The sequence below is a fragment of the Rugamonas aquatica genome (genome assembly GCF_009380215.1).
In the GTDB taxonomy this organism is placed as follows: Bacteria; Pseudomonadota; Gammaproteobacteria; order Burkholderiales; family Burkholderiaceae_D; genus Rugamonas; species Rugamonas aquatica_B.
The window spans coordinates 1-13,047 of sequence record NZ_WHUG01000009.1 but is presented as its reverse complement, the minus strand read 5'-3'; the positions used below and the strand labels follow the sequence as shown (position 1 = coordinate 13,047).

General features: G+C 59.5%; 11 protein-coding genes and 1 pseudogene. 6 read left to right on the top strand and 6 right to left on the bottom strand.

Features of this window, described 5'->3' with window-relative positions; translation table 11 throughout:
* Positions 1–27 precede the first annotated feature (27 nt).
* On the bottom strand, positions 28–261 hold the full coding sequence (locus GEV02_RS20585) for a hypothetical protein (protein ID WP_152839854.1): 234 nt from the start codon (positions 259–261) through the stop codon (positions 28–30).
* Positions 262–974: 713 nt separating this feature from the next.
* On the opposite strand from GEV02_RS20585, the gene GEV02_RS20580 reads away from it, so the two are divergent.
* Positions 975–3,830, top strand: coding sequence for a serine/threonine protein kinase (locus tag GEV02_RS20580; RefSeq protein ID WP_174999215.1), 2,856 nt, complete (start codon positions 975–977; stop codon positions 3,828–3,830).
* A 278-nt stretch (positions 3,831–4,108) separates the two neighbouring features.
* Here GEV02_RS20580 and GEV02_RS20575 read toward each other — a convergent pair.
* The 3 genes and pseudogenes from GEV02_RS20575 to GEV02_RS20565 all read right to left on the bottom strand — a co-directional run.
* Positions 4,109–5,128, bottom strand: a pseudogene (locus tag GEV02_RS20575) (IS256 family transposase); the annotation flags it as partial.
* Between the two features lie 169 nt (positions 5,129–5,297).
* Positions 5,298–5,813 carry a hypothetical protein gene (locus tag GEV02_RS20570; protein ID WP_152839852.1) on the bottom strand — a complete coding sequence of 172 codons (516 nt, stop codon included), beginning with the start codon at positions 5,811–5,813 and terminating at the stop codon, positions 5,298–5,300.
* Positions 5,814–5,942: 129 nt separating this feature from the next.
* Positions 5,943–7,373: a hypothetical protein gene (locus tag GEV02_RS20565; protein WP_152839851.1), complete on the bottom strand. Its 1,431-nt coding sequence runs from the start codon at positions 7,371–7,373 to the stop codon at positions 5,943–5,945.
* A gap of 627 nt (positions 7,374–8,000) precedes the next feature.
* Between GEV02_RS20565 and GEV02_RS20555 the strand changes: the two genes are divergently transcribed.
* The 3 genes from GEV02_RS20555 (at position 8,001) to GEV02_RS32970 (ending at position 10,212) form a co-directional block, all read left to right on the top strand.
* Positions 8,001–8,417, top strand: a complete 417-nt coding sequence (locus GEV02_RS20555) for a hypothetical protein (protein WP_152839849.1) — start codon at positions 8,001–8,003, stop codon at positions 8,415–8,417.
* Positions 8,410–9,735 (top strand): type III secretion system inner membrane ring subunit SctD, encoded by a 1,326-nt coding sequence (gene sctD, locus GEV02_RS20550; RefSeq protein WP_152839848.1) that lies wholly within the window; start codon positions 8,410–8,412, stop codon positions 9,733–9,735. The genes GEV02_RS20555 and sctD overlap by 8 nt, the downstream gene beginning before the upstream one ends.
* 243 nt (positions 9,736–9,978) lie before the next feature.
* Positions 9,979–10,212, top strand: coding sequence for an EscF/YscF/HrpA family type III secretion system needle major subunit (locus tag GEV02_RS32970; protein ID WP_174999213.1), 234 nt, complete (start codon positions 9,979–9,981; stop codon positions 10,210–10,212).
* 11 nt (positions 10,213–10,223) lie between these two features.
* Here the strand turns inward: GEV02_RS32970 and GEV02_RS20540 are convergent, their stop codons facing one another.
* Positions 10,224–10,682, bottom strand: a complete 459-nt coding sequence (locus GEV02_RS20540) for a type III secretion system chaperone (RefSeq protein ID WP_174999211.1) — start codon at positions 10,680–10,682, stop codon at positions 10,224–10,226.
* Positions 10,679–11,107, bottom strand: coding sequence for an ATP-binding protein (locus GEV02_RS20535; protein WP_217433154.1), 429 nt, complete (start codon positions 11,105–11,107; stop codon positions 10,679–10,681). Before GEV02_RS20535 ends, GEV02_RS20540 begins: the two co-directional genes overlap by 4 nt.
* Between GEV02_RS20535 and GEV02_RS20530 the strand changes: the two genes are divergently transcribed.
* Both GEV02_RS20530 and GEV02_RS20525 read left to right on the top strand, forming a co-directional pair.
* Positions 11,087–11,935: a hypothetical protein gene (locus GEV02_RS20530; protein ID WP_174999207.1), complete on the top strand. Its 849-nt coding sequence runs from the start codon at positions 11,087–11,089 to the stop codon at positions 11,933–11,935. The two genes, GEV02_RS20535 and GEV02_RS20530, sit on opposite strands and share 21 nt — an antisense overlap.
* 1 nt (position 11,936) lies before the next feature.
* Positions 11,937–13,047: hypothetical protein (locus GEV02_RS20525; protein WP_217433153.1), on the top strand; the 1,111-nt coding region annotated here is incomplete at its 3' end.

Genomic DNA, 13,047 nt, shown 5'->3' with positions numbered 1-13,047 from the left:
GTCGGTCTGGGCCGCGCCTGGTCATCGTCAGGCGGCGTGACGCTGGTCGGCGCCCGCATCGGCACCCGGTCCCGCAAAGTACTGGCAAGCCGGCTGCCAGCCCAGCAGCCGGGCCAGCACCTGGGTGCGGCCCGCGTTGGGCACGAACCAGCGCTCGCGCCAGTTGATGCGTTCCATGAACAGGTCCATGTCTTCCAGCTTGCGCTGCTGGCCGACGGTGAGGCCGCGCGCCGTGAGTTCGATGCACCATTGTGCGGCCACCTTCGTCCGGCCCAGCTCCCAACCATATGTGCAGTCCCAAGGGGGCAAAACACTCGGGGTTGGATTGTAGGATGACTTCGATCGCTTCGAGGCCGCTGCTGAATCGCTTATCGACAGGATCGACGGCGTGCAGCGATCGGATTCTCAAGCAGTTGAGCGTCTGACGAGCTGCATCGATGCCATGTTCGTGAGCATGCAAGAGTAAGTAACAGATGGTGTCCCCAGAAGTGGTGTATGAGATGTGATTCTCAAGGGGCTGGGGCCCCGGTCAGTTGATCATTGCGGGGAGCCGTGCGGATTGTTTGTCGCTCAAGCTCTGCAAACCTGCAAGCTACATGTAACGTCGCTGCAGCGACCACTCTTTGTTTTACTCTAGCATCATGACTCCCATTGGCAGCCATGTTCGGAAAACTTGGCGCGTAATTGGTCTGCGACGGTGCGCCAGTGGCCAGCTGCAGCTTCTACCGTCTCCTACACAAAGTTAGGTTGATCATCGCTCTTTGCAGGTAAGGACTGTGGTCTTTAACCCATAGCGACATTAACAGGGTCGCAATCGATAAAAATATGTGATAAAAAGTAACTTCGATTTCCCGAGTCGAGTTTATCCGGTTACGTAGGTGCATAGGAAATAAGAGTTCTTTCTGCCTGAAATTCACATATTAAATATACATTTATAAATTTTTATTGTGCGACTGAAAGTCATGGAGGGGCAAATGCCGGCGAGAACGTGGTTACTGATAAAGCAAATTCTAGGCGATGCACTGGAGCAATCCGAATTGCCGCAGCGTGAATTTGTGCGGCGAGCCTGTAAGGGGGACCTGGAGTTGGAGCAGGAAGTCCTTGCTTTGCTCGCGCAGCCAACCGATACCGTCTCGTTCGACATTCAAACACCTACAAAAGTTGACTGGGAAGCCGGCAATTATTGGTTAGGTCGGAATTTGGGGCCATATCGCGTCGAAAAGGAAATTCCTGGCGGTGGAATGAGCCGGGTTTTTGAGGCCCGTCGGGTGGACGGCGAGTACGACACTGTGGTGGTCATTAAGATCTTGCGCGCCTGTATTGATTCGCTGGATGGACGCGAGCGCTTTAACGCCGAGCGCCAAATATTGGCGCGACTTAGACATCCCCGCATTGCGAGTATTCTCGACGGTGGGACGGTGGATGGCTTGCCTTACTTTGTGATGGAGTTCGTTGATGGTGTTCCGGTCGACCGCCATTGTTCGAGTCGATCATTGAGTATCGAAGCGCGCTTAAAGCTATTTAGCAAAATCTGCGAAGCGGTGGAATACGCCCACCAACAACTGATTGTCCATCGCGACATTAAGCCAGACAATATCTTGGTCAACGCCAGTGGCGATCCCAAGCTATTGGATTTCGGCATTGCAAAATTGATCGGTAATGAAGATTCCCAAGTGAAGGGGGGCCTGACTCACTTTACAGGAGTGGGGCCATATACGCCAGCCTACGCGGCACCCGAACAGCTTCGAGGAGAACCAATCAGCACCGCGACTGATGTGTATGCGCTCAGTTGTGTGCTGTACCAGATACTGACGGGCCAACTTCCATTCAATAGCGAGAGCAATGGACTCGAAGCGTTTCGCGTGAAGTGTGATGAGACGCCGAAGCGCCCTAGCGTGCGCGTACTAAGCACCAAGGCTGGCAATAACGATGTGGAGATCGCCGGCACGCCCGACGCTGTTGCGAAAGCGCTTAAAGGCGATTTGGATTTGATCGTTATGAAGGGACTGGAGAAAGAGGTCTCGATGCGCTATCAGAGCGTGGCTGAATTGAGGGCGGATATTGACCGCTTTCTAGCTGGTAGGGCGATTGATGCGCGGCCTCATAAGTTTTCCTATTTGCTCGGCAAATTTTTGCGCCGGAATCGAATTGCTGCAAGTATTGCTGCGCTCGCGGGGGTGGCAACCATGGCAGGCGTTGCCGGCGTTGCTTGGCAAGCGCATATCGCTCAGAAGATGCGTGTGCAAGCAGAGGAACGCTTGGAAGATGTGTCGTTGCTGACACACAAAATGATCTTCGACTATAACGCTCAGATTGTTGACTTGCCAGGCGGCTTGCCCGTTTCCAAGTTGCTGATGGGCGATATTTCGGCATTGCTCGAAAAGTTAAGCGATGGCGCGGGACTACCGGTGAGTATGAGACTTGAGCTCGCTATGGTGTATGCGCGCTTGGCTACTGCGCAAGGGACTTTCCGCGAGCATAGTTTAGGTGAGATGGATAAGGCTGCAATAAGTCGCGCCAAAGCGTATCAAATGATGAATCAACTGCTTAAGGAATCGGACAATAAAGTTAATCTTTTGCCTGCATATAGCGAAGACGAGCGCATTGCTACGCGCCATAAATTGCTTCTACAGTTAGTTAATATCGAGCGGGAGCAGGCGAAGGAGGATGTGCGCCTTGCAAATTTTAACGTTGCCCGCACCAGATACCTTCGGATCTCCACGTTACTAGAGCAAGCCAATGCGATCAACCCAATACCTTTTGATCAGGCAAATGGACTTAACGACCTGGCGCAGTTTTACGCGCATCATGACGGCGACTATATACGTGCATTGGACGTTACGACGAAGGTGGAAAAGGCGATGGTTGCCGAGCTGCAGAAAAATCCGAACGATGATCCATCGCGAGAGTTGTTGGCCATTGTGCTGGTTGCCAAAGGCCTCTATCTGCAAGATGGAATAGGCGATCACGACGGCGCACGCAAAGCGTTTCTTGCAGGGATTTCGGAGGATCGTCGACGGCGCACCGCTCAGCCCGACAATACACGGATTACCGTGCAATTGGCGTCTGATTTATTTCGGCTTGGGTCGCTGGACATGTACGATAAGGACTTTTCTAGCGCAAAGTCTTCGTTCGAAGAGGCGCATGCGACACTAGCCCCATTGCTTCGGTCAGACGGCAATAACCTGTATTTAATCTATGTAAATGGTATTGTTTGGCAAGCCGATGTTATGTTGTCGATATTGAACGGACACCTTCCAGCAGCGCGTAAAGCCGTCGCTGAGATGCGCAGGATCAGCGAACAATTATTGAAGGCGGATAGCAAATCGTACGATCATCGTTATTTCCTGGCACAGACGGAAGTCAAGACCGCCATGTTGTATCTAGCGGAAAATAATATTCCGAAGGCACGTGCCTATATGGTGCGGAATGAGGAAGCCTTAGGTGAGATTGCCAATGTCGACCAGGGAATGCGGCGCCGACTAATTGGTGCTCGACTTGAGTACGCGGAAATGCTACTGTCGGAGCGACACTGGGATGAGGTGATTGCTTACCTCGACAACCTGGAGATGACGCTGCCGGCGGCATCCGATAGCGCACGGCTTTTTGTGCGTCGCTCGTCGGCGCGTAGGCATTTGGCGTTGGCTAAAGCATATGCGGCAAAAGCTAGGCAGCCCGTTGCCGCCGGCGACGCCTCCTTATTAAAGTTAAGCCGCGATCATTTTAGTCGCGCGCAGGCAGAACTTGCACCAATTGTGGATTCTGGAAAGGCTTCGTTGCTGGACCGGCAACGGTTACGGCAAGCGACGGCCGGTGTGGCAGCTCCTTGAGCGTATACGAGGCAAGCTCAGTTTTACTTACCTATACCTCAGATTAAGGACATCTCGAAAAAACTGCCTGGCCATTGCATGCTATCGCGATGCCGACGTTGACGACTCAGTCGTGATTAAAAACCCCAATCTGTTTACCGCCTAGGAGCGCAAAGCAAAGCTGTCCAAGCTAGGTGATTCGCTTCTTCTGAAGCAGCATGTCGACTTCGCCGGACCGTGTCCCGGGGCCTGGTGTATGAGTCGTGATTCTTCGGAGGTTGGACGCCTGCCCAGCTAATCACGGCAGAGAGCCGCGCCGGCTGATTTTCATATAGCAACTGCAAGCCTTTGAGCTGCATGTAGCGCCGCTGTAAAGACCACTCATCATTCTGCTCTAACATGATAGCGCCGACGAGGCGGATGATGGCGCGCTCGTTGGGAAAGATGCTGGCGCGTAGCTGGTCGGTGACTCTACGCCATTGGACGCTTGCCGCCTCCGCCGTTTCCTCGGCGAAAATCGTGTGATCAAGGCTACAAGCGCCTGACGCTGGTCTTTATTGGCGTGCACCAGGGCGTTACGCATAAAATGCATACGACAGCGCTGCAAGCTCGCGTTGATGACCTTGGTGACGGCGGCCTTGAGCCCTTCGTGGGCATCTGAAATGACCAGCTTCACACCACGCGGCCCGCGTCGCGTCAGTCCGCGCAAAAACTCGCTCAAGAACGGCTTGGTTTCCGAGGTTCCGGTGGCCGCGCGCAAGATTTTCCGCACGCCGTCGGTGTTGACTGCCACGGCGATTATTACAGCCACGGACACGATGCTCCTGTCTGACGGATTTTGACGTATGTCGCGGCGATCCAGAGATAAGGCCAGTCGCCTTCGAGTGGCCGGCTCAGGAATTCGTTGACGCGTAAGTCGATCTCCTCACACAGACGGGATACCTGATTTTTGGAAACGCCGCTCATACCCATGGCCTTAACCAGTTCGTCGATCGAGCGCGTGGATATACCCTGAATGTAGGCTTCTTGGATGACCGCCGTCAGCGCCTTCTCTGCTGTGCGGCGCGGTTCAAGAAAACCGGGGAAATAGCTGCTGCTGCGCAGCTTGGGGATTTTGAGATCGACAGTGCCGGCGCGGGTTTCCCAGGCGCGGTCTCGATAGCCGTTGCGGCTGTTGGTGCGTTCCTCGCTGCGTTCGCCATAGGCGACCTTGCAAAGCACCTCGACATCCATCTCCCTGAGCCGCTGCAAGGCAAATTAAAACGTTTTTTTGAGAAATCGGCATCGGCTCCCTTTGCGGCGAGCTCCGTCAATGCCATAGTAGTGGGCGGTCATCGTGATTTCCTCTGGATGGTTAAGGTCTGGTAACCCCAACCTACCCATGAATCACGATGGCCATCTCATCATTGCTCAACAGGCGTCAAACTCAGCGCCAGATTCATACACCACTCGCTGGGACATGATCTTTTGGCATACGGCGATTATTCGTCAACTGGCCTTTACACCGAATATCAAGTCGTAGTTTTGCCGCATGTTTTCACACTCCTCGAATTGCTGCGCTTTTTGCAGAAACTGGGAAAGCCTCAAAAGAACGGCAGAAAATTGAGGCTCAAGCTTATCCAGCATACTCCGGTTCTTGCCATACAGCGGCAGACATTCGTTAACGAAAAGCGTTGCGCAGGTCGCTACTTCGTGGGTATTGTTGACACCTATAACGGACTCAACTTCATCAAAGCCGTCGCTGATGCGTTTAAGCGACCGGCATGCCATTGCTACTTGGTACTGCTCTTTGATGTAGCAAAACGGGGTGAGCAGCAAATCCAGGAGTCTTCGAGATGTGCTAGGCACCTGCGCTAAGGAGCGGCCGGTTAGTAGGCCAGGATGAGGACGCTCCCCTGCTGGCGAGTGTCGGCTGATAGCACCGGATGGCGAGGGAAAGGATGTCGATGGCGTCAGTTGGTCATAAGTGTCATTGTCGACAGTCCTCTTGCTTATTTTATCCATTTTGGTTCTTCCTTAAGTTTGTTATCGATGGATGAGCAGCACCGAGACATGCTGTTGCACCTCATTTGAGAATGGAAAATCGAGTCGGGTGGTCCTTTGAGAATCGCCCCCCATACTTGGCATGCGCTATCAAGGCGAGTCGTTGCGTTGCATGGCTGTCTTGGGCGCGCGGGCGGTATTGGACATCAGATGGGCCTGGATGGTTTGCATTGCCTGCGATGTATCAAGAGAGTTATTAAGAATATGTTTTACGGCTTTCAGTGTGTCGGGATCCATGCCGGTGGCCAGCAGATAGCGCGCTGCCGCAGTGCGCCTAGAGTTTGTGGTGCGCAGGTGTTCGCATAAGAGTAGCGCGGCCACGAATTTGTTGTTGCCGGAAATATTTTCCCCAAGGAACATTTCCTCTATTTGATCCAGGTTCAGGCCGCGGGTAGCCTCCAACATTCTATTGTGTTGATCGTCGTCTTCGGCAGCAGCTAGTTGGGCCGCCTTCCTGTCTGCTGCGAGCCTGTGCTGCGTGAAGCCGACCCAAATGAGGCCCAATACGGCTGCTGCGACCGGCAAAGCGATCAGCGCGATACCCCAGGTGGCAGCACCTGCGGCTAAGATGGTCAGCCCCAACGAGGCGGCGCCTATCGGTGTGGTGAGGGCGCCAAATACCACCCGTACCAAGGAGCGTGTCTTGGCGAGTTTTGCGGCATCTAGGGACTTTTGTTGGGATTGCTCGAAATAGCCGTGGATACGTGAGTACAGGTTGGTCAGAATTGGGTCATTGTGGTCGGCGGCCGAAGATGGCGACACAACCTTTCCTTTTGCCGCATGCGCCTTCTGGGTCGCCTGGTCCAGCTTGAACTTCCCGTTGTTGCCACGCAGACTAGCGATGTGATCTAGCAGGGCGTAGCGGATCTTCTCCTCACCGCGCGCCTGGTGCCAGTCCAGTGCGCCTTGGACGAAGTGCAGCATACTCGACAGAAGGCTGAGGACCGGACTCAATGGGTTCGGTATGGCGGTCGCGATGGCGCTCGACCCTCCCACGAGCGGTGCGAAGGCGATCAGACTCAACACTGTTCTGGTCAGCTGGATGGGCAATTCGCGTATGCCGTTGACAATCAGGCGCGGCAGCCTGCTTTTAATGGCACCGGCTTTGACGGCGGCCGCATTCGCGGTCAGGAAAGCGTCTGCGTTGTTGCATTGCAGCGCTTGCGCTGCGTCGATTCCCTCCGTGGGTTTTGCTGGTGCTGGCGGTTCTTTTGCTTGCGGATGCTCGGCGCAGGCTTGTTTGAACGCTTCGGCCTCCAGCGTCGCGTGGGTCACCAGTGCTTGCGCCTCGCGGAATTTTTTGTGGTCGTCGATGATATCCCGCGCCGTCAAACCCACGTCCATTACAGCGAAGACAGCACCCGCGACCGGTGTGGTGCTTAGCGCCTTGCCCAGCCCCGCCAGCGCGGCGCTGGCCCGTCCCAGCCCTATGGCGAGCACCGGAAGCGCCGTCCGCAGCGTTGATGCCGCGGTCACGCCAAACCACACTCCAAAGCGCACTTCCCCGGTGGCGACCTGCATTTTGGTCGGTTTCGTGGTCAGTGTAAATTGCCCCGGCAGTGGGGAGCGCCGCGCGGTTGGTGGTGGGGCGGATTGACAGGACAGCGAATCTCCCGGATGACTGGTGGTGGGAGAGGGGGAGGATGACTGTCGTGATGGCGATCGTGGGAATTCTGTTCCGTGGGACTCCATAATAAATGCTCCATGCTGGGTTGTGATGTGGCGCTAAGATCGCCTCGGGTCGGAGGTTGGTAACTATCGATGGGATTCAGTTCCGTTGAGCCACCTAGGTTTCCACCCTGGAACCTATCGGCACCGCAGGTTACCAAGCAAGCAGCATCAGTTGGTGCTACCTAATATTTTCATATGAGGATAGATAATGAAATCGACTTGGCTGCCCCCCCTCATCGTGCAGATGCTGCTGAGCGCCGGTGCGGCGCTTGCAGTTCCAGCACCAGCCCCTGTGCCCGCTCCAATGCCTGCGCCAAGTAGCGTGTGCGCAGCCGATCCCTATGCCACGGATCCTGTCACAGGAGAGTGGTGCGGCTGGGTGCCAGGGCGCCCGGGCGTGCCCGACTGTTCGCGGCTGGTGTGCTAAGTCGGCATATGCCAAGCGCACTGCTCCACCCACCGACGACTACCGAGTAAATGCAGCATATGATCCAATTTGTAAAACCAATATGCCGTGCGGCTGCGTACTGGCCGGCATTCCTGACGCTCTGCTGGGTAGGTGTGTGCGGCGCTGCCGACTGGCAAAGCATTCCGGCCGCACACAGCGATATCCGTATTGATGCTGAGTCTGTAGTGTGGGCTGATGGTCGCGTGCAAGCCTGGGTTTGGTACGCGCCGGTTCGCCGTCCGCTTTTGCTGCGCATCCTGATGCCGGGTGAATTGCAGTCCGCTGCGGACAGTAAAGAGCAAGTGTTCGTGAACTGTCACGCGCGCAGTTATCGTATCGGCGATTTCGAAGGCTTGCCGCGGGGGGCACGGTATTTGGGCCGCGCCGCGCAGGTACTGCCCGATTCGGACGAGGCGGCCGTCTTGGCGTGGTTGTGCGATGCCTGACGACGCTACATTGCTACCGAACGAACGCGTGGCGCCGTCAGAGCACCCCCTGGAGTTGCGTGTGCTGGACGGGGTCCAGCGCGGCTGTCGAGTGGGGCTCAAATCCGGGCTGTACCGCGTAGGTAGCACCGAGCGCTGCGACATTCTGCTGGAGGGCGCGGCGCCGGGCTGTCTGGCGTTCGCGCTCTATGTCGGCCACGGCGCCATGGCGCTGGAGGCGATCGATGAAGGTGTGCTGCTGGACGGTGAGGCGGTCGTCGGTCTGCATGCCTTGCGGCAAGGTCAACTCATCGCGGTTGGCGAACACCGATTCGTTGTGGGGGAGGCCGGCGCTGAGTGGTCGGACTACGCACCGGCGCTGGGCAGCATCGGTGCGGAAGAAGAGCCTGCCGTGCCGGTGGCCGCTGTGGCGACCGAGGTCGCTGTCGAGGCGCCCGACATGAGCGAGATCGCCGTCTCAGCTGTCACGCAGGGGACGGCCGTTGCACTGCGGCGGGCGCTGAAACGAGGTGGCTGGCTGGTCGCCGCTGTGTTGGTCATGGGCGGCGCTACCGAGCTGATCGCGGCGACGTACGCGACGCCGCGATCGGTTGTCGCGGCGTCCGCCGCGCCGAAGCCACAGCCGCTGGAGGCGCTGGTGGCCGCCGCCCGCGACCATGCGGCATTGAAACTGGTGGCATTGCCCGGCAAGCGCTGGTGCCTGTCAGGCTATGTGCGCACCGGCCAGCAGCGTGCCGAGCTGGCACGCGCCGCGCGCCGCATCGAGCCAGCGCTGCGCATCGATGTCAGCGCCGATGACGAATTGGAGCAAATGGCCCACGATACGCTGGCGCGCTTCCCCCAGAGCGGCCTCGAAGTCGCGTCGGTTCGTTTCGGTGAGCTAACGCTCAGCGGCCATGCCAGCGGTGTCGCCAAGCTCAAGCGCGTCACCACCGCGCTGCAGGACGATAGCCCGGGACTGCGCCAGATCCACGCCGAAGCCACCAATGTCGAGGCGGCGCTGCAGGTGCTGGGCGAATTGCTGGCCGAGGCCGGGCTCGGTGACCGGGTGACAGCCCGACTCGACGACGAGCGCCTGCTGGTCGAGGGCCGGCTGGACGAGACGCAGCGCAGCAGTTGGAACGCGGTGCGCTACCAACTGGAGGTGCGTTTTGGCGCCGATCTGCCGCTGACCGAAAGCTTTGCTGCTGCCGGCGCGGCACCGGCGCGGCAGCCGTCCAACGGCGATGTGCTGTTGACAGTGGGGGGGGCGGTGCCCTACGTGATGCTGCGCGATGGCCAGAAAGAAGGGCGACGAGCTGCCGGGGGGACGCCATGATGGCCCCACACAATGCTGCCAGCAGTGTGCTGTTGGGGGAGGGCGAGGCCACACGCGCAATCTTGTTGTGGCGCGCGCGGGAGTTCGAACGCGCGCTTGGCAGAGGTGGCAGCCGTGCTTGCTTCCGGCAATGGCAAGCCAGTCTCGACGCGCTGCGCGTCGCCGTCAGCATTATCGATACCCGGGCCGCGGAGCCCCCCCTTCCTTTTGCATACACTATCCAACACGATCAGGAGAAATAACATGGCATTCGATTTATCCACGCTGAACTCGACCTTGGGCAATATCGTTGCGCGTAACGAGGCGGGCATGAACCAGGTACTGAGCGACGTGCAGTCCAAGGCTGATCCGTCGGCAGCGGATCTGATGCAACTGCAGCAAAGTTCGATGAAATATACGCTGTCGGTCGAGACTCAGAGCCAGATGATCAAGGTATTGGGGGATTTGCTGAAATCGATCGTGCAAAAGTCCAGCTAAGGCTGGGGGTGTCAGGCCAGCAGCTGCCATTGCTCCGGCGTGGTTGGCGGTTCTGCCTGGCCGGGCGGCTGCGACAGGCGCTCGGCCCACTCCAGAGCCGTGTCGACAAAAGCGTTCAGGCGTGTTTCGAGGCGCTCGCCATCCAGGCCGGCCAGGGGCAGGCTGAGAGTTAGCACCGCCATGCCGGCGGCAATGTCAAAGGCCAGCGTGGCACCGCCAGTCGCCCGCCAATTGAAATTGCCCGCCAACATGGCAAGCATCAGGTCCGGGCGCGCGGAGGGTGTGAACGCTCCCAGCACGGCGCACAGCGCCAGGCTGTCGGCGCGCGTGTCCGGTGCTAGCCAGACTTTCAGGCGGCGGTCAAAGCCCAGCAAGCACAGGCCGCTGACGGCATCGAAGGCCAAGCCATCGATGTGGTAACGACGGCCAAGCTCATGGAGCAGATCGATGCAAGCCTGGGATGCGCTCATGTTTCCGCCCGGGTTAGGCGCTTGCGCAGCAACACCACATTGTGACCATGCCGGCGCTGGTAATGGCATTCGTGCATGAGGCCACGGACCAGATGCACACCGAGACCGCCGACCGGGCGTGCGTCAATATGCAGGCCCAGCGCGGGAGGGGGAGCACTGAAGGGATCGAAGGGGGGGCCGCTGTCGCGCAGTTCCACCTCCAGTACATCGCCGACGCAGCATATGCGCAGCCGGATCGCGCTGTACTGGCTTTTGCCGCCGCCGTGCAAAATGATGTTGGTGACCAGTTCTTCCAGCACCAAGTTAAGGTGGAACACGTCTTGGCCAGCGAGCGCGGTGGCGGTGGCCCAGGAAGCAATAGCGTCGGCCAGCGGCGCGATGGCTTCCAGGTTGGCTGCCACAATTTGTTCAAAATCGGTTTTCACAATGCCGACGCTTCCAAGATGACCGTACAAAGGCAGATTATGCAGATACACCTACCCGAATACAAGCAATTAAAACAGCCGGATGCGCACGGCATGGTTGCGCTTGCCCCGCCACCGCCGTCGCCTCTGGCGATGAGCGGCCGAATGGCGGTGGCGTTGGCATTATTCTTCAGCGTGTATGCGCTGGGCTGGCTGGGCGAGGGCTTGCGCGAACGTCAGTTGGCGCTGCTGCGCGAACAGCGGTTCGATGCCGTGCTGGGCCAGTTACGTGTGCGCCTGCAGGCGCAGTTGTCACCGGGCAGGCCCTTGGTGGCCAACCCGCAGGCGCAGGCGCTGCTGGAGGAGGGAGCCGCGCGCGTGCCTGAACTGTTGGCGCTGGAGGTGGTGTCGACGCGCGGCTTGTCGCTGTTCAGTTCTGATCGTGGCCTGCGCGGCCAAACGATACCGCCCGCCTGGCTGGACGCCATGACGCGCGCGCCCGGCGGTTGGCAAGTTACGCGCCAGGATGAGCGCAGCGCCGGTGTTCCGCTGGACTGCGGCGGCGGTGCGCCGGGCTTTCTGGTGTTGACCTATCGCGTCGGTGGCGACCCCGGCGACAACGCCTACGGGTTGGCGGTGGGAATGGCTGCTGCGGCGCTGGCGCTGCTTCAAAGCGGTTGGCGGGCGCGCCGCCGTCGCGCGGCCCAGCGTGATGAACTGGCGCGCTTGGATCTGGCGGCGCCGACAGTCTCGGTGTTTGGCGCCGCTGCCCGCGAGCTCGTTGTGGCCCGCCTTGCGTTGGCGGAGTTGGACCAGCAAGGGCGCCGCCTCGGCGACGGAGGGCCTTGAAATGCGCGCCGTTCTGACTCCTTTGCTGTGGCTGGCGCTAGCGGCGTTGGCGGTCCTAGCGCCGTTGCTGAGCACTATGTATGCCGACGAACAGGCCGAGCGGATCGCGATGGCCGGCGTTGGCATCGAGACGCTGGCACAGGCAATTGAGCGTGCGGCGCAGGCCGGCCTACGACTGGAAAACGGTGCAGCCACGCTCGACCGCTTGGCCCGCCTCCATCTGCCCCCTGAGATTGTCTCGGTACGGCTGCTGGGTATGGATCAGCGTCCGCTGTGGCACTATGGTGCCGCGCCGGCCGCGCCATTGACCGTGCTGCACTATACTGTCGGCCCCCTGGCTTTGCTGTCGGCCGATTTCGCCGCCCCGGCCGGCGCCGGGAATGCCGGCAGGGCTGGCCTGATCTTGCTGGCGGCGACTGCGGCGCTGGCGCTGCCGCTGACCATGCTGGCTGCTTTGATCGCGCGGCGCGAGCAGTTGGCCGCGCGCTGTTTCGCGCGCCAGTGCGACGCAGTGCGGGCAGGCCGCTATCGTACACTCTGGCTGGCGGACGGCGACGATGATCCGCGCATGGCGTATCTGCGCGAACAGATCACTTTGCTTGCTGAGCGCTGCCAGCAAGCGCAGCGCCTGCTCGCGTCGCTGGAACGCGGTGAGCCCGATCCGTCGGCGCGCACACGCCTGGCGGCGCTGCAAGCCGGATTGGCACACCGTCACCGTTTTCCCGCCAGTGGTGGACCGCTGCGGCGTCGGCTGTGGCCGGCTCCGGAGGCGGCGCGCTGCGGCGCTACGCTGGTATTGATGCTGGCGACGTTGCCGCTGGGGGCCTTCTTGCTGGCGCCATGGCCGGCTCTGGCCTGGACCGCCTGGGCTGGTGGTTGGTTGTTTGCGGTCCTGTGGCGGAGACTGGCCTGGGACGGGGGGGCGCGGTTGATCGCGGCATGTGTCTGCGCCGCCGCTGGCCAGCTCTTGACCCCGCTCGCGCCGGGATGGCCGTTGCTGCCAGCCCAGTTTAGCTTGGGCGCGGCGGCGGCGCTGGCGGCAGCGACCGCGCTGGCCACCTGGCGCGGCGGTGGCCGGCGATGCGGCCTGGCGTGGCCGCCGCTGCTGGGTG

Coding starts and splice junctions, on each gene's coding strand:
- GEV02_RS32970 (WP_174999213.1), top strand. CDS start 9,979: ATGGCATTCGATTTATCCACGCTGAACTCGACCTTGGGCAATATCGTT.
- GEV02_RS20555 (WP_152839849.1), top strand. CDS start 8,001: ATGCAGCATATGATCCAATTTGTAAAACCAATATGCCGTGCGGCTGCG.
- sctD (WP_152839848.1), top strand. CDS start 8,410: ATGCCTGACGACGCTACATTGCTACCGAACGAACGCGTGGCGCCGTCA.
- GEV02_RS20580 (WP_174999215.1), top strand. CDS start 975: ATGCCGGCGAGAACGTGGTTACTGATAAAGCAAATTCTAGGCGATGCA.
- GEV02_RS20540 (WP_174999211.1), bottom strand. CDS start 10,682: ATGAGCGCATCCCAGGCTTGCATCGATCTGCTCCATGAGCTTGGCCGT.
- GEV02_RS20570 (WP_152839852.1), bottom strand. CDS start 5,813: ATGGATAAAATAAGCAAGAGGACTGTCGACAATGACACTTATGACCAA.
- GEV02_RS20565 (WP_152839851.1), bottom strand. CDS start 7,373: ATGCAGGTCGCCACCGGGGAAGTGCGCTTTGGAGTGTGGTTTGGCGTG.